This is a genomic window from Brooklawnia propionicigenes, from assembly GCF_030297015.1.
Taxonomy (GTDB): Bacteria; Actinomycetota; Actinomycetes; order Propionibacteriales; family Propionibacteriaceae; genus Brooklawnia; species Brooklawnia propionicigenes.
Window position 1 is genome coordinate 2,665,350 of record NZ_AP028056.1, and the last position, 25,023, is coordinate 2,690,372.

19 protein-coding genes and 1 tRNA gene are annotated in these 25,023 nt (G+C 64.6%); 18 read left to right on the top strand and 2 right to left on the bottom strand.

What is annotated here, in order from left to right; translation table 11 throughout:
• Positions 1-11 precede the first annotated feature (11 nt).
• The 17 genes from QUE25_RS12250 to lipA all read left to right on the top strand — a co-directional run bounded on the left by QUE25_RS12250 (position 12) and on the right by lipA (position 19,578).
• The gene (locus QUE25_RS12250; RefSeq protein WP_286265410.1) at positions 12-1,052 is read left to right on the top strand and encodes a zinc-dependent alcohol dehydrogenase; all 1,041 of its coding nucleotides are present in this window, start codon (positions 12-14) and stop codon (positions 1,050-1,052) included.
• Positions 1,053-1,090: 38 nt separating this feature from the next.
• Entirely contained in the window at positions 1,091-1,972 is an 882-nt protein-coding gene (locus QUE25_RS12255; RefSeq protein WP_286265412.1) for a transketolase, read from the top strand.
• A gap of 3 nt (positions 1,973-1,975) precedes the next feature.
• The gene (locus tag QUE25_RS12260; RefSeq protein WP_286265414.1) at positions 1,976-2,932 is read left to right on the top strand and encodes a transketolase family protein; all 957 of its coding nucleotides are present in this window, start codon (positions 1,976-1,978) and stop codon (positions 2,930-2,932) included.
• A gap of 64 nt (positions 2,933-2,996) precedes the next feature.
• Positions 2,997-3,857 (top strand): sugar phosphate isomerase/epimerase family protein, encoded by an 861-nt coding sequence (locus tag QUE25_RS12265; RefSeq protein WP_286265417.1) that lies wholly within the window; start codon positions 2,997-2,999, stop codon positions 3,855-3,857.
• 45 nt (positions 3,858-3,902) lie between these two features.
• Positions 3,903-4,688 (top strand): SDR family oxidoreductase, encoded by a 786-nt coding sequence (locus tag QUE25_RS12270; protein WP_286265418.1) that lies wholly within the window; start codon positions 3,903-3,905, stop codon positions 4,686-4,688.
• Positions 4,689-4,916: 228 nt separating this feature from the next.
• Positions 4,917-4,990 (top strand) — tRNA-Gly (locus tag QUE25_RS12275).
• Between the two features lie 85 nt (positions 4,991-5,075).
• Positions 5,076-6,233: an exonuclease SbcCD subunit D gene (locus QUE25_RS12280; RefSeq protein WP_286265421.1), complete on the top strand. Its 1,158-nt coding sequence runs from the start codon at positions 5,076-5,078 to the stop codon at positions 6,231-6,233.
• Entirely contained in the window at positions 6,230-9,208 is a 2,979-nt protein-coding gene (locus QUE25_RS12285; RefSeq protein WP_286265423.1) for an AAA family ATPase, read from the top strand. Before QUE25_RS12280 ends, QUE25_RS12285 begins: the two co-directional genes overlap by 4 nt.
• Before the next feature lie 97 nt (positions 9,209-9,305).
• Positions 9,306-10,880, top strand: coding sequence for a trigger factor (tig, locus tag QUE25_RS12290; protein WP_286265425.1), 1,575 nt, complete (start codon positions 9,306-9,308; stop codon positions 10,878-10,880).
• A gap of 94 nt (positions 10,881-10,974) precedes the next feature.
• Complete coding sequence (locus QUE25_RS12295; RefSeq protein ID WP_286265426.1) at positions 10,975-12,108, top strand: AI-2E family transporter; 1,134 nt, start codon at positions 10,975-10,977, stop codon at positions 12,106-12,108.
• 33 nt (positions 12,109-12,141) lie between these two features.
• Entirely contained in the window at positions 12,142-13,437 is a 1,296-nt protein-coding gene (locus tag QUE25_RS12300) for an AI-2E family transporter (RefSeq protein ID WP_286265429.1), read from the top strand.
• A 104-nt stretch (positions 13,438-13,541) separates the two neighbouring features.
• A complete protein-coding gene (locus QUE25_RS12305; protein ID WP_286265431.1) occupies positions 13,542-14,156 on the top strand; it encodes an ATP-dependent Clp protease proteolytic subunit in 615 nt (204 codons plus the stop codon).
• 8 nt (positions 14,157-14,164) lie between these two features.
• On the top strand, positions 14,165-14,845 hold the full coding sequence (locus tag QUE25_RS12310; protein WP_286265433.1) for an ATP-dependent Clp protease proteolytic subunit: 681 nt from the start codon (positions 14,165-14,167) through the stop codon (positions 14,843-14,845).
• A gap of 115 nt (positions 14,846-14,960) precedes the next feature.
• Positions 14,961-16,238: an ATP-dependent Clp protease ATP-binding subunit ClpX gene (clpX, locus tag QUE25_RS12315; RefSeq protein ID WP_286265434.1), complete on the top strand. Its 1,278-nt coding sequence runs from the start codon at positions 14,961-14,963 to the stop codon at positions 16,236-16,238.
• Positions 16,239-16,326: 88 nt separating this feature from the next.
• Complete coding sequence (thrC, locus tag QUE25_RS12320; RefSeq protein WP_286265436.1) at positions 16,327-17,763, top strand: threonine synthase; 1,437 nt, start codon at positions 16,327-16,329, stop codon at positions 17,761-17,763.
• Positions 17,764-17,835: 72 nt separating this feature from the next.
• A complete protein-coding gene (gene lipB, locus QUE25_RS12325; protein ID WP_286265439.1) occupies positions 17,836-18,558 on the top strand; it encodes a lipoyl(octanoyl) transferase LipB in 723 nt (240 codons plus the stop codon).
• A 36-nt stretch (positions 18,559-18,594) separates the two neighbouring features.
• Complete coding sequence (gene lipA, locus QUE25_RS12330; protein WP_286268561.1) at positions 18,595-19,578, top strand: lipoyl synthase; 984 nt, start codon at positions 18,595-18,597, stop codon at positions 19,576-19,578.
• A 117-nt stretch (positions 19,579-19,695) separates the two neighbouring features.
• Here lipA and valS read toward each other — a convergent pair whose 3' ends face one another.
• Both valS and QUE25_RS12340 read right to left on the bottom strand, forming a co-directional pair.
• On the bottom strand, positions 19,696-22,269 hold the full coding sequence (valS, locus tag QUE25_RS12335; protein ID WP_286265441.1) for a valine--tRNA ligase: 2,574 nt from the start codon (positions 22,267-22,269) through the stop codon (positions 19,696-19,698).
• 70 nt (positions 22,270-22,339) lie between these two features.
• Positions 22,340-23,206, bottom strand: coding sequence for a DsbA family protein (locus QUE25_RS12340; RefSeq protein ID WP_286265443.1), 867 nt, complete (start codon positions 23,204-23,206; stop codon positions 22,340-22,342).
• A gap of 143 nt (positions 23,207-23,349) precedes the next feature.
• Between QUE25_RS12340 and QUE25_RS12345 the strand changes: the two genes are divergently transcribed.
• Positions 23,350-24,711 (top strand): bifunctional folylpolyglutamate synthase/dihydrofolate synthase, encoded by a 1,362-nt coding sequence (locus tag QUE25_RS12345; RefSeq protein ID WP_286265446.1) that lies wholly within the window; start codon positions 23,350-23,352, stop codon positions 24,709-24,711.
• Positions 24,712-25,023: the final 312 nt, after the last annotated feature.

Genomic DNA, 25,023 nt, shown 5'->3' on the forward strand with positions numbered 1-25,023 from the left:
GTGTGCATGTAGTGAAGATCGGCAGTCTGAGGGATCCCGATCCCCAGACCCGGGGCGCCGTCGGAGTCCTCGATATACCCCAGCAGCCGCTCGGGGACGAGGACGTCCGCATCAAGGTGGCCTACTGCTCGATCTGCGGTTCGGATCCCCACCTGGTCGAGGGAATCTTCGGAACCGACGTCCCCATCGGTATCGGCCACGAGCTGTCCGGTGTTGTCGTGGAGCTGGGCCCGAAAGCGACCAAGAAGGGACTGAAGGTCGGCGACCGGGTCGCGGGGAACTTCGTCCGTTTCTGCGGGACCTGTTATTACTGCCAGAACGGGCAGCAGCAGTTCTGCGAGTCGCTACAGGAGTACAACCGTCCCGGCATGGCCGAGACGATCGTGTGGCACGAGTCGCAGGTGTACAAGCTGCCCGACGACGTGCCGCTGCGGGTCGGCTGCTTGCTCGAGCCCACGTCGGTGGCCGTGCGGGTGATGGACAAGGTGCGCCCGAAGGTGGGCGAGCGGGTCGCCATCTGCGGCGCCGGTCCCATCGGCTTGTTGACCCTTCAGTTGATCAAGATCATGGGCGCCACGAGCTTGACGCTGATCGAGCCGATCGCCGAACGCCGGGAGCTTGCGATTGCCTACGGGGCCGATCACACCATCGATCCCATCAGCCAAGACGTCGTTGCCACCGCTCGGGAACTGACCGGTGGCTTGGGCTACGACGTGGTCATCGACTGCTCGGGTTCGGTTCGCGGGATCGAGCCTCTTCCCCGGATCGCGGCCAGAGGGGGACGACTTGTCTTCGCCGCCATGTATCCCGGCAGCTACGAGTTCCCGCTGAACATTCACCAGTACTGCTACCTCAATGAGCTGACCATCACCGGGCTGTACATCTCGCCGTACACCTATCCGCGGGCTGCCCAGGTGATGTCGCGGCTCGATCTCGAGGCACTCACCCAGGCGGTCTTTGAGCTCGATGACGCGGTCGCGGCCTTCGAGGCCCAGGTGTCCGGCAAGTACCCGAAGGTCCTTATTCGTTGCAATCAGATCGAGGGGGAGTGACCGGTTCACCGGTCACGCTCCACACCACAGGAGGGCAGATGACTAACACGATCGAGCGGCCGCTGGGCATTGAGCGCCAGCAGATCACCATTGGAGAACTAGAGGATCGCGCCTATGAGCTGAAAGAGAAGCTGCTGCGGCTGTGCGGTTCATATGAGGGCGCCGTGCATATCGGTGGCGACCTGTCGGTGGCCGACATCTTGACGGCACTGTTCCAGTACGGGATGCGGGTGGACCCGTCCGATATCGCCAACCCAGGACGTGATCGGTTCATCCTGAGCAAGGGCCATGCGGCCGTGTGCATGTACATCGCCATGGCTATCCGTGGGTTCTTCGACTACGACGACATCGTCCGCACATATGGAAAGCTCGGCAGTGCCTTCGGCATGCACCCGTGCAAGGTGCAGTTGCCCGGCGTCGAGGCATCCACCGGGTCTTTGGGCCATGGCCTGCCCATCGCGGTCGGAATGGCACTGCACGCTCGCCAGGCCGGCCTGGACCATCGAGTCTTCGTCCTCATGGGCGACGGCGAGACCGGCGAGGGCAGCGTGTGGGAGGGGGCGATCGCCGGACGCAGTCGCGAGCTGGGCAATCTGGTGGCCTTCATCGACCGCAACTGCCAGCTGATGACCAGCTTCTCGGAAGACCGCATCGTCCTGGAACCCTACGCCGACAAGTGGCGGGCATTCGGCTGGAACGTGCTGGAGGTCGACGGCCACGACATGGCGGCGCTGGTGCAGGCCATCGATTCCCTGCCGGGCGCCGACTCCGATCGTCCGACCGCGGTGATCTGCCGGACAGTCAAGGGTCATGGAGTCGACTTCATGGAACGCAATCTGGGCTGGCACGCCGGCTCGCTGGGCGCGGCAGATCTCCAGCGGGCACTGGATTCGTTGAACAAGAGCCGGAAGGAGAAGTGAACTATGCCTGTGACCTCGAACTTCGATGTGGTCATCTCGTCACGCTCGGTGACGGGTCAAACCCTTGCTGAGTTGGGTGAGGAGCATCCGAATCTGTGGGCAATCACCCCGGATATCAGCGCGACGCTGGTGGAGTTCCGGGAACGATTCCCGGAACGGTTCGTCGACGTGGGTCTGTCCGAGCAGGCAGCTGTCGGCGTGGCCTCCGGACTGGCTTACGAGGGCAATATCTGCGTCGTGTCGGGCATGCTGCCCTTCTTGAGCATGCGGGCACTCGAGCAGGTGCGCACCGATGTGTGTTATCCGAACCTTCCGGTGCGCATCATCGGGACGCACGGTGGCCTGCAGGGCAACGGCGGCTCCACGCACTACGCCGTCGAGGACTTGGGGCTGATGTGCTCGCTGGTGAACATGACGGTCGTGTCGATCAGTGATCCCATGATGGTCAGAGAGGTGCTGCAGCAGTCCATGTCGCTGCCCGGGCCCTTGTACATCCGCACCGGTGTCGGCAAGAAGGACACTGTCATCTACGACTTTGACGAGCTCGATATCAGCATCGGCAGAGGCATCGTCGCCCGCGAGGGCACCGACATCACGCTGTTCTGTCATGGGGAGATGGTCGCCCAGGCTATGCAGGCGGCAGCCGCGATGGCCGATGAGGGCGTCTCGGTGCGCGTGGTCGACATCTTCACTCTCAAGCCGATCGATGTGGACCTCATCAAGCAGTGCGCCGACGACACGCACCGCTTCGTCGTCCTGGAAGACCATCTGATGGCCAGTGGTCTTGCGCAGTGCATCGCGAATGTGCTCGCCGACCAGATGATTCACCTCGACTGGTTCCGGCGGCTGGGCATTCCTCAGGTCTTCGCGGGATTCGGTGAGGACAAGGAACTGCGCGACAAGTACGGCTACGGCCTGCAGGACACGATCGCGGCGCTGCGCGAAGCCGCCGTCCACTGACAACAACTGTCAGCCGGTGGATGTGGCATCGCTTCATCCACCGGCTGACGAAAGGAACGTGACAATGAACAGTCCCGAAATCGCCTGCGGCATCAACGTGTACTGCACCGGTCCGGATGCAGCCGACCTGCCCAGCGCCCTGGACGACATGGCCGAGCTGGGGTACTCGCACATCGCGTTGTCCCCGATCTCCGAGGACGCCACCGATGTGGCCGCACTCAAGAAGGCGCTCAACGACTCCGGAATACGTCCGATCCCCATGGCCGGTCAGGCGCCGCAGGCCAATGTCGCCTCCGCGGACGAGGCAGTCCGGGCGAGAGGCCTCGATCTGCTGAAGTCGTCCATCGACCTCGCTCACGAGCTGGAGGCGGACCAGCTCAACGGCGTCGTGTACGCGCTGTTCGGTGATCACCAGGAGCCCTTCTCGGGCGAGCGCATCGCGGAGTCGGCACGGCTGGTGGGCCAGGCTGCCGACTACGCCGCGCAGGCCGGCATCCGGATGACCTTCGAGGTCGTCAACCGCTACGAGACATCGATGCTGAACACCGCCGCGCAGGCGATCGACTATGTTCGGCAGTCCGGCTCGGACAACCTGTTCGTCCACCTCGACAGCTACCACATGGGCATTGAGGAGGCTGACATCCCCGGCGCGATCCGCAGCGCGCTGCCGGTGCTGGGCTACCTGGAACTCGGTCAATCGGGACGAGGCTCGCTGCTCACCGGATCGGTCGACATCCGGGCGGCGGTGCAGGCGGCGAAGGAAGCCGGATACACCGGCCGGTTCGGCCTGGAGGCTTTCACCCGTCAGCTACTGGTTACCGGTGGTGCGAATGCCCTGGCTATTTGGCGCCGGACCTACTCCGATCCGCACGCGGTGGCCGCCGAAGCTGTCGACATCATCCGCTCGGTCTACGCCGAGCAGTGACCATCTCGCGCATAGTGCATTCCGCTTGTTAGGAGCTCAAGAATAATGAACGACGAAATTGATCGCTTTTCCATGGACTATTTCCGGCTGGACGGCAAGGTTGCCATCGTTACCGGCGCGAATATGGGCCTGGGGATGGCATATGCTGCGGCCTTCGCCAAAGCAGGTGCCGATCTCTACATTCCCCATTTTACCGGCGATGTTGCCGAGATAACGGAGATCGTCGAGACCGAAGGACGCAAGGTCGCATTTCTGCAGGGGGATCTCACCGATTCGGAGTATATGGACCGCATCGTCGCCGACTGCTTGTCGACATACGGCGGGATCGACATTCTCGTGAACAATGCCGGAATGAGCAAGTTCGGTGACTTCGAGACTTACGCGGACGAAGACTATCGGCGCTGCATCGAACTCGACCTGAACGCCTCCTACTTCCTCGGCCGGCGCGTTGCGCTGGTGATGATGAAGCAGGGCAACGGCAAGATCATCAACATCGGCTCGGCGCTGTCGTTCACGGCCGACAAGCGTTGTCCTCCGTACTCGACGGCCAAGCACGGCATCATCGGTCTGACCCGGGTCTTCGCAAACGAACTCGGGCAGCACAACATCCAATCCAATGCGATCTGCCCGGGATTCCTGGCCACCGAGGTGAACCGCGAACTCCGCGAGGATCCGGGGTTCTACAACAAGATCACCGATCGGATCCCGGCCGGACGCTGGGGGCGGCTCGATGACCTGATGGGCGCCGCGGTCTTCCTGGCCAGCCAGGCCTCGGACTATGTGAATGGCTGGACCATCAGCCTTGACGGCGGGTTCACCACCACGGTCTGAGATCACGGGGCATCGTGGCTGTAGCCGCACGATGGTCAGCCCTTCTGGTGGCCCGGAGAGACAGAGCGAGAGATCGTCTCGCCGGGCTACCGGCCTGCCGGTCCCGCGTCGCGGGATTCGCTCGACTTACTGCGTCGGCACCCGCTCGACGGATCGGCGGGGTCACGCGGGTTCGATGGTGGGGCAGAAGATCGGCTACAGTAGTTCCGCACCGCTTCGGCGGGGCGCGCGGACGTAGCTCAATGGTAGAGCCCCAGTCTTCCAAACTGGCTACGCGGGTTCGATTCCCGTCGTCCGCTCCAACTCACTTTCACCGGAGTTCCGCCCTTGCGACTCGCCGAGGAGGCCGGCGCAAAACTGTCAGACCCACGCTCTAGGGTCCTGAGTGTGAGAATCCTGCACACTTCTGATTGGCACATCGGCCGCACCTTCCACGGCTGGTCGACATTGGATGCCCTGCGTGTGGTCTTCGACGCGATGATCGCCGCGGTGCGCGACAACCATGTCGACGTCGTCGTGGTCGCCGGTGACGTCTTTGATTCCTCCACCCCGTCGGCCGAGGCCGTCACGATGCTCGATGAGGTGCTCCTCGGCCTACGAAAAGCCGGAGCCCGGGTGGTCGCCTCCAGCGGCAACCATGACTCCGCCGCGCGTCTGGGAGCGAAGGCAGCTTTCGCAGCCGCTGCCGGTGTGTTCGTGCAGACCAAGCCCCAACAGATCGCCGAGCCGGTCACGATCACCGACGACCACGGACCGGTGCACTTCTACGCCATCCCGTTCCTCGATCCGGCCAAGATGCGTACCGAGTGGCCCGATGCCGAACCCATGCGATCCCAGGCGGACGCGCTGCGGCATGCGATGCACCTCGTCCGGGCCGATGCGGCCGCGCGTGACGGACGATCGGTGGTGCTGGCCCACACGTTCGTGCAGGGTGCCGAAGACGCGGTTTACGACAGCCAGCGCGACATCCTGGGCGGACTCGACAAGGTCTCGGTGCCGACGTTCCGCGGCGTTGACTACGCGGCGCTCGGTCACATTCACGGACGAATGACTCTCGACAAGCAGGTTCGCTATGCGGGCGCGCCGCTGCACTACTCGTTCTCCGAAGCCGGCAAGCCGCGCGGCGGCTGGCTGGTCGACCTGGACGCCCACGGCTTCGCGGGCGCGCAATGGTTGGACCTGCCCGTGCCCCGTCCGCTGGCCGAGCTGCGCGGCACCCTCGACGATCTGCTCAGCAATCCGGGCTACGACAGCCTGCACGATCATTGGATCAGCGCCGTGTTGACCGACAATGAGCACCCCATGGACGCCATGCGCAAACTGCAAGCCCGTTTCCCCCACTGCGCTCTGCTGCGCCATGAGCCGGCTCAGATCAGCGCGGACGACGGGGTCAGCTACACCGAACTCGTCCGCGGCAAGACCGACCTCGAACTCATCGGGGCATTCCTCACCAGGGTGCGCAACGGCATCGCCTCCGATGCGACAGAGGCGGATCTGCTCCGCGAAACCATTTCCGGCTACGAGAACCAGTCACTTCGCGGATGAAGATCAACCGCGTCACCGTCACCGGATTCGGGCCGTTCCGCGACACCGAAACCGCCGACTTCGACGCCTTCGACGACGACGGCATCTTCCTCATCACCGGATGCACCGGGGCCGGGAAGACGTCGATTCTGGATGCCGTCACCTTCGCGCTGTTCGGCACCGTTCCGCGCTACGCGGGCCAGGCAGGCAACGCCGTGCGCTGCGACCGGCTGGCAGCTGACAAGCCCTGCCATGTCGAACTGGAGTTCAGCGTCGGCGAACGGCGGTTCAAGGTGACGCGCGCGCCCGCCTGGGAGCGTCCCAAACAACGAGGCACCGGCACCACCTCCGCGCCGGCCCGTGCCGAACTCGACGAACTCCTGGACGGACGATGGGAACGGCTGCAGACCAGAGCGGTCGACACGAGCAGACAGATCAACGATCTGATCCGGATGAGCAGCAGCCAATTCCAGCAGGTGGTGCTGCTTGCCCAGGGACAATTCCAGGAGTTCCTCGTTGCCGACACCGACAAACGACGCTCACTGCTGCAAACGCTTTTCGGCACCAAGAGATTCGCCGACTACGTCGACATGCTCTCCGAGCGGGCCCGTGATCTGAAACGCCAGCTGGACGACGCGCAGCACTGCCTGACCGATAAAGTGCACGCCTTCGCGAGCTGGGCCTGCGTCAGCGACGATTCGGCTACCCCTGAGGCCGTCGATGACACGGTGGAACAGTGGTGTGCGCGGATAGTCGCAGCCCAGGCTGCCGAACTCGGTGAAGCCACCCGGCGCCAGCAGGCGCTGCGCGACTCGCTCGACGTGGCCAAGGAAGAGCTCGCTCAAGCCACCGAGATTGCTGCCCGGCAGCAGCGAAGAGCGCGTGCGCTGGACGAGCAGGCCAGGTTGGCAGGCCAGGCGCAGCAGATCACGGCCACCAAAGCCGCGCTGCACAACGCCGCCCGTGCCGACACCGTGGCTCCGGCGATCGAAGCATCCGAGGACGCCGACACATCCGCAGCCCAGGCCGAGCGAGCCCGCCACGACGCCGAAGCCGGCTACCTCACCGTGGCTGCGGCGTTACCGGAGACCGTTGGCGAGGTCGCCGAATCGATCAGCGAGTTGAACCAGCTGATCGGCAGGCTTCGGCCGCAACTGGAGGTCGAGAAGTCGCTGCCGGCGTTACGCAGAGCCGCCCAACTGGCGGCCGAGAAGGTGACCGAGCACGACGACCGGACTGCGGCCGACAAGGAGCAACGGGAATCCCTCACCGAGCAGATGGAGCAATTGCGGCACACGATCACCGCCCTGGACGAACCCGCCGGCACCTTCGCCGAAGCCAAGGCCGCGGCCGATGAGGCGGCCAGACGACTGCAGGCAGCCCAACGCGCAGAGCAACTGAGTGCTGACCTACAGCTCGCAGCTCAGGACGACCAGGCGGCGGTCAAGCGGGCATCCGCGGCCTCCGACGAACTCTCGGCGCTGCTCAGAAGGCAGCTGAGCGGCTACGCCGGTGATCTGGCTCAAGGCCTGGTCGCCGGCGAGCTGTGCCCGGTCTGCGGCTCGCTCGACCATCCGAAGCTCGCCGAGCTCGCGGCAGACCACGTCGATCAGTCCGATATCGACCGCGCTCAGGCCGCGGTGGAGCTCACCTATGCTCAAGCGAAGAAGGCTGCCGCGAGAAGCCAGCAACTGGAGGAACGCCGTCAGAGCGAGTTCCTTGCCGCTGGGCAACAATCGGTCCCCGAAGCTGAGGCAGTGGCGTCCCAGGCTCGGCAGGTGATGGCTGAGGCCGCCGCGGCGGGCGACGAACTGCGTCGCAGCCGCAACCGGCTGACGAAGCTCCAGGAGCAGACCGACGCGATCACCGCAAGCCTGGACCAGGCCCAAGAGCTTCGTGCTGGCCTGGTGATTGCCCGAACCACCGCGCAGACCGGTCTCGCCGAGGCCGAAAGGGCAGTGACCGAGGCACGCGGTGACCAGGCCAGCGTCCATGAAGCGATGGCCGAAGCTCAGCTGCGGCGGAAGCTGAGCGAGTTGCTGCTGGAGGCGAGAACGCAACACCAGGGCGCTGTGGAACGGGCATCGTCCGAACGCGAACGCCTTGCCGCAGCGTTGGCGGACGCGGGATTTGCCGACGCAGGTGAGGCCAAGAAGGCTCGGATCTCGCGGCCCGAGCAAGAGCGGTTGCGAGCCGAGGTTGAGCGTCACGCCGCAGGCATCGCGGCAGTCAAGCTCACCTTGGAATCGCCGGAGCTGATCGGGCTGCCCGCTCAGCCGGTCGATCTCGATGCCCCGAAACAGACGGTGGCCAAGGTCGATGCCGAACTTGAGCAGACCCGCACGGTGGTGGCCACGATCCAACCGCGGCTCGCCGAGCTGCGGCGACTGTCAGGCGAGATCGCCGACCGACGCGTCACCATCGCCGAAGACGACAAGCAGTTCCAGGCAGTCGACCGGCTGGCACGCACCCTGCGCGGCCTGGATCCCAACATCATGCGGATGGAGCTCGAGACGTTCGTGCTGGCCGCCCAGCTGGAGGAGATCGTCCAGGTGGCCAACCGGCGCTTGTACACCATGACCGACGGCCGCTACACCCTGCGCCATTCCGACGCCATCGAGAAGAACCGCGGCAAGTGGGGTCTGGGCCTGGAGGTGCTGGACGCGCACACCGGTGGCGTCCGCGGTCCCGATTCGTTGTCGGGCGGCGAGAAGTTCCAGGCGTCACTGGCGTTGGCGCTCGGCTTGGCCGAGGTGGTCACAAACCGCGCCGGAGGCATGCGACTGGACACCTTGTTCATCGACGAGGGCTTCGGTTCGCTGGATGCGGAAACTCTCGACGTCACGATGGCCACTCTCGACAATCTGCGCGAGGGCGGCAGGACTGTCGGCCTGATCAGCCATGTGGCTTCCATGAAGGAATCGATCCCGGCGCAGTTGTCGGTCGAGAAGGTGCCCGGCGGCTGGAGTGTGATCAGGCAAGAATCGTCGTCGTGAGCACGGTTGATTGGCTGGCTTCCATCAGGCTGGTTAGAATCAAACGGTTAGCGCAGACCGCCGTTGGCGGCCAGCCCCGAATATGCCAGGAGACCACGTGCCCAGCACCCTAGAGCAGCTCAGCCCCACGCGGGTGAAGCTCACCATTGATCTGCCCTTTGAAGACCTGCAGCCGGCGATCGACGCCGCCTACACAGACATCGCTCAGCAGGTAAACATTCCGGGCTTCCGCAAGGGCAAGGTTCCGGCACGTTTGATCGACCAGCGTTTCGGTCGCGGGCTGGTCTTGCAGGAGGCCATCAACTCGATTCTTCCGGAGGCTTACGGCGAGGCCGTTCAGACCCATGATCTGCGTCCGCTCGGCCAGCCGGACATCGACATCAGCGAGTTGAACGACGGCACCAATGTGCTGTTCACCGCCGAGGTCGACGTACGCCCCGACTTCGAGATCGCCGACATCGCCGGTGTCGAGGTCGAGGTTCCGGTTGCCGCGGTCAGCGACGAGGACGTCAACGAGCGCGTCGAACTGCTGCGCGAGCGTTTCGCGACCCTGACCGAGGTCGATCGCCCCGCCGAGACCGGCGACGTCGTCGTGCTGAACCTCACCGCCAGCCAGGACGGCAAGGTCCTGCCTGAGGCCGAGGCGTCCGAGGTCAGCTACAAGATCGGCTCCGGCGGCTTCGTCGATGGTCTCGATGAGGCCGTCGTGGGTCTGTCGGCCGGCGACAAAGCCACCTTCACCTCCACCCTGGTCGGCGGCCCGAACCGCGGCGAGGAAGCCGAGATCGAGGTCGAGATCGTCAAGGTGCAGTCGCAGGATCTGCCCGATGTGGACGACGAGTTCGCGCAGCTGGTCAGCGAATTCGACACCGCCGAAGAGATGCTCGCCGATCTTCGTGACAACCTCGAGCGGCTGGCCCGCATCGATCAGGCCAACAAGGCCCGCGAGTCCGTGCTGGCCAAGCTCATCAAGGCCACCGAGTTCGAGCTGCCCGAGGCGCTCATCACTGCCGAGCAGGAGAGCCGTCGCCAGAGCATCGAGCAGCAGCTCAGTGCGGCCGGCCTGACCATCGAGCAGTACCTGGATGAGGCCGAGGACGAGGATGCCCAGACCCCCGAGGAGTTCTGGGCCGACATCAACAACCGTGTCGTCGAGGGGCTGCGCTCGCAGATCATCCTCGACAAGTACGCCGAGGACGCCGAGTTGCAGGTCGGCCAGAGCGAACTCACCGAGCTGATCTTCGCCAAGGCGCAGCAGAACGGCACGTCTCCCGAGCAGGAGCTCCAGCACATGATGGAGCACGACCACGCCGCCGAGTGGATGGGCGAGGTTCGCCGGGGCAAGGCTCTGGGTGAACTGGTCGCGGCCGCCAAGATCATCGACGCCGAGGGTAACGAGATCGATCTGTCCCGCCTGAACAATGACGGCACGGTCTCGGAGCCGGCTGACGATGAGGCGGACGAGGCCCCGGCAGCTGCTGAGGAAGCCGCCGATCAGACGGCCGAGACCGAGCAGGCTCCCGCCGAGGAGGCCAAGCCGGCCGCCAAGAAGCGCACGTCCAAGAAGGCAGAAGCCGCAGACGAGCAGGCTCCTGCCGAGGACGAGAAGCCGGCCCCCAAGAAGCGCACCACCAAGAAGGCGGAAGCCGACAAGGCTGAACCCGTCGAGTGACGACCTCCGCTGCCGCGGCTTCTTTGGGCACCTGCCCGAGGGAGCCGCGGTTTGTCATAGGCTGCAAGCCGTCCGCGTTTAATCGGAGGTAGCAATGCCGTTGGGCCCGTCGGAACCCATGGGCGCCCAGGCGGCGTCCAGCCCCCCGCACTCCGCATTTGGCACGCCCCGCTTCAACAACGTCGTGATCGGGCTGGCCGGAGCCCTCATCTGCCTGATCTGCCTGCGTGAATTCTCCAGCATCATTGCGCCCTGGTTCCTGGCCATCAATCTGATGATCACCGCCTATCCTCTGCACACCTGGTTGGTGCGCCGAGGCACTCCCTCGTGGCTGAGTGCGATGGTCGTATCGCTCACCGTCTTTGCCGTGCTGGTGGCGATGGTCTCGGGACTGGTCTGGTCGGTCAGTGAGATGATCGGCATCCTGCCTCAGTACTCCGACGAGTTCACCGTCTTGTACAAGCAGACGAGCGACTGGGCGGTCAACGAACTCAACCTTGACAGCACGGCGTTCAATCGGATGCTGGCTTCGCTGGATCCGACGCGGTTCCTGGGAGCGGCAACCTCCCTGTTGTCGGGGGCGTCCGGCATGATCGGGCTCATCGGTGTCATCGTCGCCGCAATCGTCTTCATGGCGATGGACACCCCGGGGCTTGACAAGCGAATGCGGCTGCTCGATCAGAACCGTTCGCGGATCTCGGTAGCCATCGGCAGTTTCGCGCGCGGGGTGCGCCGCTACTGGCTTGTCACGACGGTCTTCGGCCTGATCGTGGCCGTCTTCGACGGCATTGCGCTGGCCATCATGGGAGTGCCGCTCGCGATCGTGTGGGCCATCTTCAGCTTCCTGACGAACTACATCCCCAACATCGGATTCGTCATCGGTCTGATACCACCCGCACTGGTCGCGTTGTTCGCCAACGGCTGGCAGACAGCGGTGCTGGTCATCGTCATGTACTCGGTGCTGAACTTCGTCATTCAGTCCATCATCCAGCCGCGCTTCGCCGGCGAGTCGGTGGGCGTCACGCCGACCGTCTCATTCGTCTCGCTGCTGCTGTGGGCGGCGGTCCTGGGCGGAATGGGCACGCTGCTCGCTCTGCCGATGACACTGCTGGTGAAATCATTGGTCATCGACGCCGATCCCCGTGCGCGCTGGGTGAACGCGCTTATCGCCAGTGACCCCAAGGACGCTGAGATACCCGAAGAAGACCAAGCAGGTGACGACGACTAGTCGTCCGGCCACCTGACGGCAGGGGAGGAAGCCATGCCAGATCCCAAGGTGCGGGGCACCGAAGAACCACATCTGCTGCACAAGATGCGCGAGTTCAATGACACGGTCGAACCCCCCAGCATCGATGGTCCGGGCGCAACGGCGATCGATCGACGCATTGTTGCAGCGGCTCCGGCCGGCATCACCGGCCGGGAACTGCTCGCCGAGCAGCGGCGATTCAACATGGCATTCAGTTCCGATCCCGCGCGTGTCCCACAGGGGCCGCACGGTGGGCAGCCTCCGTCATTGCCCAGGTTCGTCGTCATCCTGCTCGGTGTGGTGGGCATAGCCGGCGCATTCTGGTTGCTGCGTCAGCTCAGCTGGCTGATCGCACCGGCATTCCTCGCCCTCAACATGGTCATCGTCGTCTACCCGCTGCAGAATGTGCTGCGCCGTCACGGCGTTCCCAAGCCCATCGCGGTGGCGTTGACCGCGCTCGCGTTGTTCGTCACGCTGGCTGTCATCGGACTGGTTGCGACCTGGGCGATCAGCGAGATCGTCACCGCGGTGCCGCAGTATGTGCCGGAGTTGATCGAACTGCAGGAGCAGTGGCTCGATTGGCTGGTGAGTATCGGTGTCGAACGCGAGGCGATCCTCCAGGGGCTGGCCAACATCAACCTCAACCAGATCTTCACGGCATTCACTCAGGTCTTCTCGGGCTTCTCCGGGGTTGTCGGCATGCTCGGTGTCATCATCTCGGCGCTCATCATGATGCTGATCGACGTGTCGACCTGGGGCAGGCGGATCGCGGTGGCCGGGTCGACGCATCCCCGCATCGTTGCCGCGATGCGCGAGTTCGGCGACGGCACCAGGCGCTACTGGTTGGTCTGCACCGGTTTCGGGGCTCTGATGGCCGCACTCAATTACGTGCAGCTGGTCACCCTCGGGGTCCCGCTGCCGCTCATCTGGGCGTTGCTGACCTGGCTGATGACCTACGTGCCCAGCGTCGGGTTCTTCTTCTCACTGATCCCGCCGCTGCTGGTCGCGCTGGTCGCGAACGGCTGGCAGACCGCGTTGTGGTTGCTCATCGTCTATCTGGTGACCACCTGGATCGTGCAGGGGGTCTTCCAGCCGAAGGTCACCGGCAACGCGGTCGGTGTCAATGCCACGATCTCGTTGATCTCGCTGCTGCTGTGGGCGTGGGTGTTCGGCCCGATCGGTGCGCTGATCGCGCTGCCGTGCACCCAGCTGGTCAAGGCGTTGCTGGTGGACGCCGACCCGAAGGTCCGCTGGGTCAACTCGTTGATCTCGAATGAGACCGAGGTCCGGGGGGCGGCCAGCCAGACCTGACCGCTGCGGCATACTCGGCCAAGCCATGCCTCCAGCGAACACCTCACGGATGTGTTCGGCTTTTGTCAGCGCGGGGTTGTAAGTTCGTGAATGTGAATCCAGACATGACAACACTGCAAGCCGCGGCTGCGGCCGGATCCGGTGCAGGCATGACCGATAATGTCTACCAGTCGTTGTTGGCGAACCGTATTGTCTTCCTCGGTTCCGAGGTACGCGACGAGAACGCCAACGCGATCTGCGCGCAGATGCTCCTTCTCAATGCCGAGGATCCAACCAAAGATATCTACCTGTACATCAACTCCCCGGGCGGCTCGGTCGACTCGGGCATGGCGATCTACGACACCATGCAGTGGATCAGCAATGACGTGGCGACCGTGGCCATGGGGCTGGCGGCGTCCATGGGGCAGTTCCTGTTGTGCGCGGGTGCTCCCGGCAAGCGTTTCGCCCTGCCGCATGCGCGCATCCTGATGCACCAGCCGTCCGGCGGCCTGGGCGGTACCGCGTCCGACATCAAGATCCAGGCGGAACAGTCGCTGCACCTCAAGCAGGTGATGGCCGAACTCATCGCCCAGCACACCGGGCAGACTGTCGAGCAGATCACCAAGGACTCCGATCGGGACCGCTGGTTCACCGCCTCCGAGGCGCTGTCCTACGGCTTCATCGACCACGTCTTCGAGCGTGCGTCACAGATTCCCGGCTCCGACGCACCCAACCAGTGAGGCAGCAGATGACTCCGAACCTGATTCCTGGCACGAACCTGCCGGCCCAGCCGTTCAGCACGGCCGGTTCCCAGCCGCGGATGGACTACATCATTCCGCAGTGGGAGGAGCGCACCAGCTACGGTGTGCGCCGTGTCGATCCCTACACAAAGCTGTTCGAGGAACGCATCATCTTCCTCGGCACCCCGATCACCGATGAGATCGCCAACGCGGTCATGTCGCAGTTGCTGTGTCTGCAGTCGATGGACGCCGAACGCCAGGTGTCGATCTACCTGAACTCGCCCGGCGGTTCGTTCACGGCGCTCACCGCCATCTACGACACCATGAACTACATCAAGCCGGACGTGCAGACCATCTGCCTCGGGCAGGCTGCCTCGGCGGCCGCGGTGATCCTCGCCGCGGGAGCCAAAGGCAAGCGGCTCGCGCTGCCGAACTCGCGGATCCTCATCCATCAGCCCTCGATGGCCGGCGACGGGTCCTACGGTCAGTCGTCCGACCTGGAGATCCAGGCACGCGAGATCATGCGTATCCGCAGCCAGATGGAACAGATGCTGGCCGACAACACCGGGCAGAGCCTCGAGAAGGTGCGCGCCGATGTCGAGCGAGACAAGTTCCTGACCGCTCAGGAGGCCGTCGAATACGGCATCATCGATGACATTCTCACCTCGCTGTCGGACACGGGGAGGTAAGTTCCACATTCCGGCAGGTCTCAACCCCAGCGAACTTCATGGGCGTTAGGGTTGAGACCCTGGCAGGAGTCCAACGTGGGACTGCTCACATCGGTTTAGGGTCGAAGGAGAGACGATGGCTCGCATCGGCGAGAGTGGCGACCTGTTCAAGTGTTCTTTCTGCGGAAAGAGTCAAAAACAGGTCAAGAAGCTCATAGCCGGACCCGGCGTGTACATCTGCGATGAGTGCATCGAGTTGTGCAACGAGATCATCGAAGAAGAGTTCAGTGAGGAGTCGTCGAGCAACGCTCCCGGTGATCTACCGCGTCCCGCCGAGATCCGGACGTTCCTCGACGAATACATCATCGGGCAGGACTCCGCGAAGAAGACGTTGTCGGTGGCGGTATACAACCACTACAAGCGCATTCACGCTCAGGCCGAGTCGGGCCGCGCCCATGATTCGGATGTCGAGCTGGCCAAGTCGAATATCTTGCTGATCGGCCCCACCGGCTGTGGCAAGACCTATCTCGCTCAGACTCTGGCTCGGATGCTGAACGTGCCCTTCGCGATCGCCGACGCCACCGCTTTGACCGAGGCCGGCTATGTGGGCGAGGACGTCGAGAACATCCTGCTCAAGCTGATCCAGGCCGCCGACTTCGACGTGAAGAAGGCCGAGACCGGCATCATCTACATCGACGAGATCGACAAGGTGGCCCGCAAGTCGGAGAACCCCTCGATCACCCGCGATGTCTCGGGGGAGGGCGTACAGCAGGCACTGCTGAAGATCCTGGAGGGCACCGTCGCCTCCGTCCCCCCGCAGGGCGGGCGTAAGCACCCGCACCAGGAGTTCATCCAGATCGACACCACCAATGTGCTGTTCATCGTCGGGGGAGCGTTCGCCGGCCTGGAACACATCATCGATTCGCGGATCGGCAAGCGTCCCCTCGGATTCACAGCCGCCCAGGACGTGCGTGCCAAGCGCAGCGACGATCCGTTCGCCGGGGTCCGTCCCGAAGACCTGCACAAGTACGGGCTCATTCCCGAGTTCATCGGACGACTGCCGATGATCGCCACCGTGCCCAATCTCGACCAGGAATCGCTGCAGCGCATTCTGGTCGAGCCGCGCAACGCGCTGGTGAAGCAGTTCGCCAAGTTGTTCGATATCGACGATGTGCAACTGCACTTCACCGACTCGGCAGTGGCCGCGATCGCCGCCAAGGCGCTCGAGCGCGGCATCGGTGCCCGTGGCCTTCGGGCGATCCTCGAGGAACTGCTGCTCGACGTGATGTTCGAGGTGCCGAGCCGTCCGGAGATCGGCCAGGTCGTGGTGACCGCCGAGGCGGTCCGGGGCGAGGAGGCCCCGACGCTGGTCACCCGCGAGCAACTGGCCCAGCGCGCCGAACTGTCCGCCTGACGCGATCCACACTGACCGCTTCGTCAACCCGTAGTCCGCGGTGTTTCATTGGCATGGGCCTGCTGGCCAGGACAGATAGGCTGGGTTTGTGAGATACATCTCGACTCGCGGTTCGGCTGGCTCGCAGGCGTCCAGCTTCAGCGACATCCTGCTCGAAGGTCTTGCCGGCGATGGTGGCTTGTACGTACCCGCCGAATACCCTCAGCTGGACGCGGCGACACTGGCCAGTTGGCGCGATGTGCTCGCCACCCAGGGGTACCCGGTACTCGCGCATCGTGTGCTGAGTCTTTTCGTGGACGACATTCCCAGCGATGACCTGCTGGGCATCTGCCGGCGCGCGTACACCCCGGAGAAGTTCGGATCGTCCAGCATCGTGCCGGTCGAGCGGATCGGGGACGGACCGCTGTGGCTCGGGCATCTGTCCAACGGTCCGACCGCGGCCTTCAAGGACATGGCGATGCAACTGCTCGGAGAACTGTTCGCCTACGAATTGGACAGACGCGATGAGCATCTCACCATTGTGGGCGCGACCAGCGGAGACACCGGCTCGTCCGCCGAGTACGCGATGCGTGGCAGAGATCGGCTGAGTGTCCACATGCTCACTCCGGCAGGTCGCATGAGTCCCTTCCAGCAGGCACAGATGTTCGGGCTGCAAGATCCCAACATTCACAACATCGCGTTCGACGGTGTCTTCGACGACTGCCAGGACGCCGTCAAGGCCATCAACGCCGACGCCGAATTCAAGGCGAAGTATCACATCGGTGCGGTCAACTCGATCAACTGGGCGCGGCTGGCGGCGCAGGTGATCTACTACGTAGCACTGTGGCTGCGGGTGACGACGCAGAACGATCAGCGGATCAGCTTCGCGGTGCCCACCGGCAACTTCGGCGACATCTGCGCGGGCCACATCGCCCGCGAGATGGGACTGCCGATCGACACGCTCATCCTGGCCACCAACGAGAACAACGTGCTGCACGAGTTCTTCACCACCGGCCGCTACCGGGTGCGTGCGTCCAGCGAGGTCGCAGCCACGTCCAGCCCCTCCATGGACATCAGCAAGGCATCCAATTTCGAGAGGTTCATCTTCGATCTGCTCGGCCGCGATGGAGCCCGGGTGGCCGATCTGTTCGGCCGCCAGCTGCCCGAGCAAGGTTACTTCGATCTGTCCGAGACCCCTGAATTCAAGCGCCTCACCGACCGTTACGGCTTCGTCAGCGGCAGTTCGTCCCACGCCGATCGACTGCAGACCATTCGCGGGCTCTACTTCGACAACGGCGTGCTGATCGACCCGCACACCGCGGACGGAGTACATGTAGCACATGAGTGGATCTCGCGGGTAGCCGCGCCGATCGTCGTCCTGGAGACGGCGCTACCGGTGAAGTTCGCCGCGACCATCAAGGAGGCCATCGAGGTCGAGCCCGAGATCCCCGCCCGCTTCGCCGCGATCATGGACGCGCCGCGCCGGGTGGTCGACCTGCCGAACGATGTCCAGGCCGTGAAGGACTACATCGCTGCGACGAGCTAGGCATGCCGATCCGGCGTCCGCCCAAGGCGGACAGAGGTCACCCGATTCGTCTCCGGTGACTAGGGTTGGACCATGGCCCTTCACTTCGAACGACTTGGATTCAACCCCGATTTCGTCGACTACCGGGCCTGCCTCGATCTGCAACAACAAGTACACGATGAGGTGCTGGCGGGCACCCGAGGCAACTCCGTGCTACTGCTCGAACACGACCCCGTTTACACCGCAGGGCGGCGTGCCGAGGCCTCCGAATACCCCTATGACGGCACTCCCGTCGTCCCGATCGGACGCGGCGGAAAGATCACCTATCACGGCCCGGGCATGCTCGTCGGCTATCCGATCGTCCGGCTCGCCGTGCCGATCCAACCGGTGAAGATGGTGCGCCTGCTCGAACAGATCATCATCGCCGTGGTGGCGGACTTCGGCGTCCAGGCCGGCACCGTCGAGGGCCGTTCGGGGGCCTGGGTGCGAGCCGACAGCCGCGGCCCCGACCGCAAGCTTGCCGCCATCGGCCTGCAGGTGTCCCGCAAGGTCACCATGCACGGCTTTGCGTTGAACTGCTCCAACGATCTGCGCCCGTTCGGCAAGATCATCCCCTGCGGCATCTCGGATGCCGGAGTCACCTCGATCAGCCAGGAGGTGTCCCGCGAGGTCAAGCCGGCCGATGTCGTGGAGCGGATGGAGCTGGAACTGGCATCCTTGGAGAATGCGGGAATCATCGACAGCTTCGAGCCGGCAACCGCTGCCGCACCACTCGATCTGTCCGGCCTGCACGGCCTGAGCCACGCAGCCAACTGATAGGAGAGTCCACAGGTGACCACCGATACCCACCGGATGCTGCGGCTGGAGGTTCGCAACGCGGCGACGCCCATTGAGGACAAGCCCGAGTGGATGAAGAACACCGCGCACATGGGCGAGAACTTCACGCAGATGAAGAAGCTGGCCCGCGGTAAGGGCTTGCACACGGTATGCGAGGAAGCCGGCTGTCCGAACGTCTACGAATGCTGGCAGGACCGCGAGGCGACCTTCCTGATCGGCGGGGATACCTGCACCCGGCGCTGCGACTTCTGCGATATCGCCACCGGACGCCCGGCGCTGATGGACATCCTGGAACCGCGCAAGGTCGCCGAATCGGTCCGCGAACTCGGGCTGCGCTATGCAACGGTCACCTCGGTGGCCCGCGACGACCTCGCCGACGGGGGAGCCTGGCTGAACGCCGAGACCGTGCGGGCGATCCACACGATCAACCCGTCGACCGGGGTCGAGATCCTGGTGCCGGACTTCAAGGGCGATCCGGACGCCATCGGGCAGGTCATCGACGCCAAGCCCGAGGTCTTCGCGCACAACCTCGAAACCGTTGCCCGGATCATCGGCGAGATCCGTCCGGCGTTCAGCTATGAAGGCTCGTTGAACGTGCTCAGCCAGGCCAAGCAGGGCGGCATGATCGTCAAGTCGAACCTCATTCTGGGCATGGGGGAGACCGACGCCGAGGTGTACGAGGCGATGTGCGACCTCTACGACGCCGGCTGTGACATCTTGACTCTGACGCAGTACCTGCGTCCGTCGCCGCGCTTCCGTCCGGTGGATCGTTGGGTCAAGCCCAAGCAGTTCGTCGAACTCGCGCAGCAGGCCAACGAGATCGGCTTCCTCGGTGTCATGGCCGGCCCCATGGTGCGCTCGTCCTACCGGGCCGGCAGGCTGTGGGCGCGTGCCATGAAGAAAGCCGGACGCGAGATCCCGGCGCATCTGGCCCATATCGCCGACGAGGGCTCCGCGCTGCAGGAAGCCTCGGCGCTGTTGACCCGCCAGCACCACTGAGGCCGCTGCCAGGCCTGCTGACCGGGCGAGAACCGGGGTTTCACGATTATTGGGTACCGCTGTAGCTCAGACGAGCTATAACGGTACCCAATCTCTGTCGATCCAGCCCGTCGGGCCTCAGGCCTGCGGGGCCAGCACAACCTCGACGCTGATCTGGTCCGCGCCAGCGGCGAACTCCAGGTCGCCGGTGATCCGGCCGACCGCGCGCAGGTCGCGGGCGATGGTCTCCAGGCGGGCCAGTGACTCGGCCGGACCGCTGATCACCGCTCGATCGACCTCGGTGCGCATCTTCACCTGGGCCCGTGACTTGGCGCCGCGGATCGCGATCAGCACTTCGGCCACATCGTCGAGCAGCGTGGGGTCGCCACCAGCAGGCAGCTCGTCGAGGGTGGGCCACGGTGCGCGGTGCACCGAGCCCGGCTGCCACCAGCTCCAGACCTCCTCGGTGACGAATGGCATGAACGGCGCGAAGAGCCGCAACTGCACGTTCAATCCCAGCTGCAGAGCTGCCGCCGCCGAAGCTGCCGCGGCATCGTCGGAATACGAGCGCTCCTTGACCAGCTCGAGGTAGTCGTCGCAGAAGGTCCAGAAGAACTTCTCGGCAGCCTCCAGCGCGTCCGTGTACTGGTAGTCCTCGAACGCCTCGGTCGCCTGCCTGACCACCTCGGCCAATCCGGCGAGCATGGCCAGGTCATCGGCCTCGGTAATCGCTGCCGGATCGGCGGGCGCATGCTTGTCGAGCACGAACTTCGACGCATTGAGGATCTTCATCGCGAGCCGGCGTCCGACCTTCATCTGGGTCTCGTCGAACGGCGAATCCATCCCGGGACGAGCCATCGCCGCACGCCAGCGCACCGCGTCGGCGCCGAACTTGTCGAGGATCTGCGTCGGGACGACGACATTGCCCTTCGACTTGCTCATCTTCTTGCGATCAGGGTCGACGACGAAGCCCGAGATAGTGGTCCGGCGCCACGGCAGCTTGTGCTCTTCCAGATGGCTGCGCACCACCCGGCTGAACAGCCAGGTGCGGATGATGTCGTGGGCCTGTGGGGCCAGGTCCATCGGGAAGGTCAGCTTCCACAGATCGGGGTCACGCTGCCAACCACAGACGATCTGCGGGGTCAGCGAGCTGGTTGCCCAGGTGTCCATGACATCGGGGTCGGCGATGAAGCCGCCCGGCCTGCCCCGCTGCGATTCGTCGTAGCCAGGCGCCGGTAGTGAGGCGGGATCCACCGGTAGTGCAGCCTCGTCGGCGGTGATCGGATGGGCGTAGTCGGGCTCGCCGTCGGCGTTGAGCGCGTACCAGATGGGGAACGGCACCCCGAAGAAACGCTGCCGGCTGATCAGCCAGTCACCGTTCAGCCCGCTCACCCAGTTGGCGTAGCGATGCCGCATGTACTCCGGCGTCCACTGCAGCTCGTCGCCGCGGGCCAGCAGTTCGGCACGCAACTTGGGGTCGCGCCCACCATTGGTGATGTACCACTGGCGCGTCGAGACGATCTCGAGCGGCTTCTCGCCCTTCTCGTAGAAGTTCGTCATGCGCTTGGTGGGCTTGGGTTCGCCCACCAATTCGCCGTTCTCGCGCAGCATCGCCACGGTCGCCTCACGAGCCGAGAAGGCGGTCTTGCCGGCGATCTGCTCGTAGGCCGCCTTGTTGACGATCCAATCCGGGGTCTCGCGCACGATGCGCCCGTCGCGTCCGATGATCGTGCGGGTCGGCAGCTGCAACTCGCGCCACCAGGTGACGTCGGTCAGGTCGCCGAAGGTACAGCACATCGCGATACCCGAGCCCTTCTCGGGCTCGGCGTCCGGATGAGCCAGCACGGGCACCTCGACACCGAAGGCCGGCGTAGTGACCGTCGTCCCGAACAGCGCCTGGTAGCGCTGGTCGTCGGGGTGGGCGATCAGCGCACAACAGGCGGCCAGCAATTCGGGACGAGTGGTCTCGATCAGCACCTCGCCGCCGTCGGGACGATGGAAGTTCAGCGCGTGGTAGAAGCCGTCGTACTCCCGCGCCTCGAGCTCGGCCTGGGCGACCGCGGTCTGGAAGGTGACATCCCACAGCGTCGGAGCGTGCGACAGATAGGCCTCACCGCGCGCGTAGTTGTGCAGGAATGCCCGCTGGGCGACCGACTGTGCCTCGTCCGAGATCGTGCTGTACAGCGTGTCCCAGTCGACCGACAAGCCGATATGGCGCCACAGATCCTCGAAGACCTTCTCGTCGACGGCCGTCAACTCGAGACACAGCTCCACGAAGTTGCGTCGGCTGATCGCGACGGGGTGCTTCTGGTCAGGTTTGGCGGGCGGGGTGAAGTCAGGATCGTAGGGCAGCGCCGGCTCGCAGCGCACGCCGTAGAAGTTCTGGACGCGCCGTTCGGTGGGCAGCCCGTTGTCGTCCCAGCCCATCGGGTAGAAGACGTTCTTGCCGCGCATCCGTTGGTAGCGAGCGATCAGATCGGTGTGGGTGTAGCTGAAAATGTGGCCGACGTGCAGCGAACCGGACACCGTGGGCGGGGGAGTATCGATCGAATAGACCTGCTCGCGGGATTCCGGCCGGCTGAAGGCGTAGGTGCCCTCATCGCGCCAGCGGGCGGCCCACCGGTCCTCGAGGCCCTCCAGCACTGGACGCTCCGGTACCTGCCAGCCGGTGGTGTCGGCGGCTGAGGAGGACATGCTGGATTCAAAACTCATGGTGTGCATCTTAACGAGTCCGGCCGACCTCCAGCATCTTTGGTCAGCCGGACTCGAGGGCGTCGAAGGCTCAGCCGGCGAGCTGCTGGATGGCCTGGCGCATGGCGTCCGTGCTGGCGAGATCGGCGGTCGTCGGGCTCCACTGGTCACCGTTCACGGTGAAGAACGGCGTCGACGTCACGTAGGACGGCAACGCGTCCTGCATACTGTTGACGAAATCGGCGGTGGCCTGGTCGGTGAAGCAGGTCTGGAAGGCGCTCAGTGCATCACCGTCGAGGCCGGCCAGCTTCGGGTAGTCCGTGCCGAGTTGCTGGTCGGTCCAACCGTCGCCCTCGGTGGCCGGCTGACCGGCGAAGACGAGCTTCGAGTACTTGGGGAAGACCCCCTGCACGTCGGCGCAGGTGGCCGCAGTGGCGGCGCGGAAGGAGTGATCACCTGGGAAGTTGCGATCAAGTCCGTGCAGGATCTGGTAGGTCAGCAAGATCTCGCCGTTGTCGGCCAGCTCTTCCAGGCCCGGCTCGACCAACTTGGAGGCTTGGCCGCAGCCAGGGCACTGATAGTCCATGTAGACGACGACCTCCGGCGCGCCAGCGGCTGGATCAGCCCGGTTGTACACCAGCCCGGTGTTGTCGGCATTGGCGCTCGGCGGAACGATCTGGTCCGCGGTCGACCCGGGGGTTGACTGGCCACCGCTGGAGCCACGGTTCTGAACGATCACCACGACCACGACGACGATGATCACCACGGCCAGCACGACTGCGGCGGCGGTAATGATGCCGATGGTGCGCCTGCGCCGTGACTCGGCCTCCTGCTGAACACGCAGCTGCTCGCGGCGCGAAGCACTGGCCGCTCTGGGGGTGTCAGCCTTCGCGGACGCCGCCTTACCGGCAGCGTTGTCCTTGCCCGCGCGCGGCTGGTTCTGCTTGCTCTTGCTCATCTGGTCGCTTTCCACTCGGTGGCCGGGACGAAGCATCCACGCGCCCATGATATCTGTGCAACTCAGACCTGAATCCGGTTTGTGGCGCAGGTCGCTCGCGCGTGTCAACGCTCTTGTGGACCCACAGCCTAAACTTGCGCGTTATGAGTTCCCTCGTGCAGCCGTCCGTCCATGCGAGTCACGACGAGCTGGTCTCCTGGCTGATCAGCCGCTGGCCCGAGAGCCATCCGCAGCCTTCACTGGAGCGCATCGCCGCCCTGTGCGACCTGCTAGGCGAACCGCAGCGGGCCTGCCCGGTCATCCAGATCACCGGCACCAACGGCAAGGGCAGCACCGCGATCATGATCGATGCGCTGCTGCGGGCGATGGGGCTGCGCACGGGACGGTTCTCCAGCCCGCATCTGATCGACGTCACCGAACGCATCTGCGTCGACGGCGAGCCCATCAGCGCGGAACGCTTCGACGAGATCTGGTGGCAGATCGCACCCCTGGTGCAGATGGTGGACGACCGGTTGCTCGGCGGGGTCCCGATGACCTTCTTCGAGGTCATCACTGCCATGGCCTATGCGGCGTTCGCGGATGCCCCAGTCGACGTGGCGATCATGGAGGTCGGCATGGGTGGACGCTGGGACGCGACGAGCGTCGCCGACGCCCAGGTCGCGGTCGTGGCGCCGATCTCGCTCGACCACACCCATCTGCTCGGCCGGACGATCGCTGAGATTGCGGGCGAAAAGTCCGGCATCATCAAGCCCGGCTCGGTGGCCGTGCTGGCCGGGCAGACTCCCGAAGCCGCCCAGGTGCTGATGGCGCGGTGTGTCGAGGTCGGTGCCCCGATGGTGCGCGAGGGCGTCGATTTCGGGTTGCTCGATCGGCAGCCCGCCGTCGGCGGACAGTTGCTGCGCATCGATGCCGCCGACGGCCCGATGGGTGACATCTTCCTGCCGCTGTACGGAGCCCACATGGCACACAATGCCGCCCTGGCAGTGGCGGCCGTGGAGGCGCTTCGGGGCGCGGGGCTCAGCGGCGAGGTCATCTCCGAGGGTCTGGGATCGGTCGCGGCGCCTGCACGGCTGGAGGCGATCAGCTCCGATCCGCTGCTGATCCTTGACACCGCACACAACCCGCAAGCGATCACCGCGACCCTGGCGGGTCTGCGAGAGGCCTTCACCGCCCAGCCGTTGATCGGCGTTGTGGCGATGATGCGCGACAAGGATGCCGCTCAGGTGATGGAGCTGCTGGCCGACGAACTGGACACGATCGTGGTGACGACGATGACCGGCAATCCTCGGGCCCTGACGGTCGACGATCTCGCTGCGGTGGCGGAGGAAGCGTTCGGCCCCAGCCGGGTGCGTACCGCCGCGGATCCCGCACGGGCGATCGATCTGGCCCGTGGTCTGGCCGAGCAGGGCGGCGACGACGCTGCGGTCCTGGTGATCGGATCGGTTTACCTCGCTGGCGAGGTGGGTGAGGTCTTGCGGCGGCTGGATGCCGAACTGGGGTTGTAGGTCAGCTGTCCTGGCTCCTATGCGCTGATCCGATACGCATATGTCTGTTGACAACCTGTGATACCGGTCATAGTGTGGCTAGTACACCCATTCGATGTCGAATTCAACCAGGAGCAACAATGAAAAAAATACTGTGCAGAGCACTGGGATGGTCGCAGTTGGCTTGGGTCTGATGCTTGGGACTGCTCCGCCAGCTGCCGCCGCAGTAAGCGTATACGGGGAGATTAAGGCATGGGGGGTTTACTCTCAGGCAACTGCGTCGTCAAGTAGCGACCTGAGGTTCCAAGCCTGGGCCCAGCGAGCGGGTGCTTG

What these genes read in the sequence shown, in the direction of transcription:
- QUE25_RS12255 (WP_286265412.1), top strand. Translation starts at nt 1,091, where the DNA reads ATGACTAACACGATCGAGCGGCCGCTGGGCATTGAGCGCCAGCAGATC.
- QUE25_RS12260 (WP_286265414.1), top strand. Translation starts at nt 1,976, where the DNA reads ATGCCTGTGACCTCGAACTTCGATGTGGTCATCTCGTCACGCTCGGTG.
- QUE25_RS12265 (WP_286265417.1), top strand. Translation starts at nt 2,997, where the DNA reads ATGAACAGTCCCGAAATCGCCTGCGGCATCAACGTGTACTGCACCGGT.
- QUE25_RS12270 (WP_286265418.1), top strand. Translation starts at nt 3,903, where the DNA reads ATGAACGACGAAATTGATCGCTTTTCCATGGACTATTTCCGGCTGGAC.
- QUE25_RS12285 (WP_286265423.1), top strand. Translation starts at nt 6,230, where the DNA reads ATGAAGATCAACCGCGTCACCGTCACCGGATTCGGGCCGTTCCGCGAC.
- QUE25_RS12295 (WP_286265426.1), top strand. Translation starts at nt 10,975, where the DNA reads ATGCCGTTGGGCCCGTCGGAACCCATGGGCGCCCAGGCGGCGTCCAGC.
- QUE25_RS12300 (WP_286265429.1), top strand. Translation starts at nt 12,142, where the DNA reads ATGCCAGATCCCAAGGTGCGGGGCACCGAAGAACCACATCTGCTGCAC.
- QUE25_RS12305 (WP_286265431.1), top strand. Translation starts at nt 13,542, where the DNA reads ATGACAACACTGCAAGCCGCGGCTGCGGCCGGATCCGGTGCAGGCATG.
- QUE25_RS12310 (WP_286265433.1), top strand. Translation starts at nt 14,165, where the DNA reads ATGACTCCGAACCTGATTCCTGGCACGAACCTGCCGGCCCAGCCGTTC.
- clpX (WP_286265434.1), top strand. Translation starts at nt 14,961, where the DNA reads ATGGCTCGCATCGGCGAGAGTGGCGACCTGTTCAAGTGTTCTTTCTGC.
- lipB (WP_286265439.1), top strand. Translation starts at nt 17,836, where the DNA reads ATGGCCCTTCACTTCGAACGACTTGGATTCAACCCCGATTTCGTCGAC.
- lipA (WP_286268561.1), top strand. Translation starts at nt 18,595, where the DNA reads ATGCTGCGGCTGGAGGTTCGCAACGCGGCGACGCCCATTGAGGACAAG.
- valS (WP_286265441.1), bottom strand. Translation starts at nt 22,269, where the DNA reads ATGAGTTTTGAATCCAGCATGTCCTCCTCAGCCGCCGACACCACCGGC.
- QUE25_RS12340 (WP_286265443.1), bottom strand. Translation starts at nt 23,206, where the DNA reads ATGAGCAAGAGCAAGCAGAACCAGCCGCGCGCGGGCAAGGACAACGCT.
- QUE25_RS12345 (WP_286265446.1), top strand. Translation starts at nt 23,350, where the DNA reads ATGAGTTCCCTCGTGCAGCCGTCCGTCCATGCGAGTCACGACGAGCTG.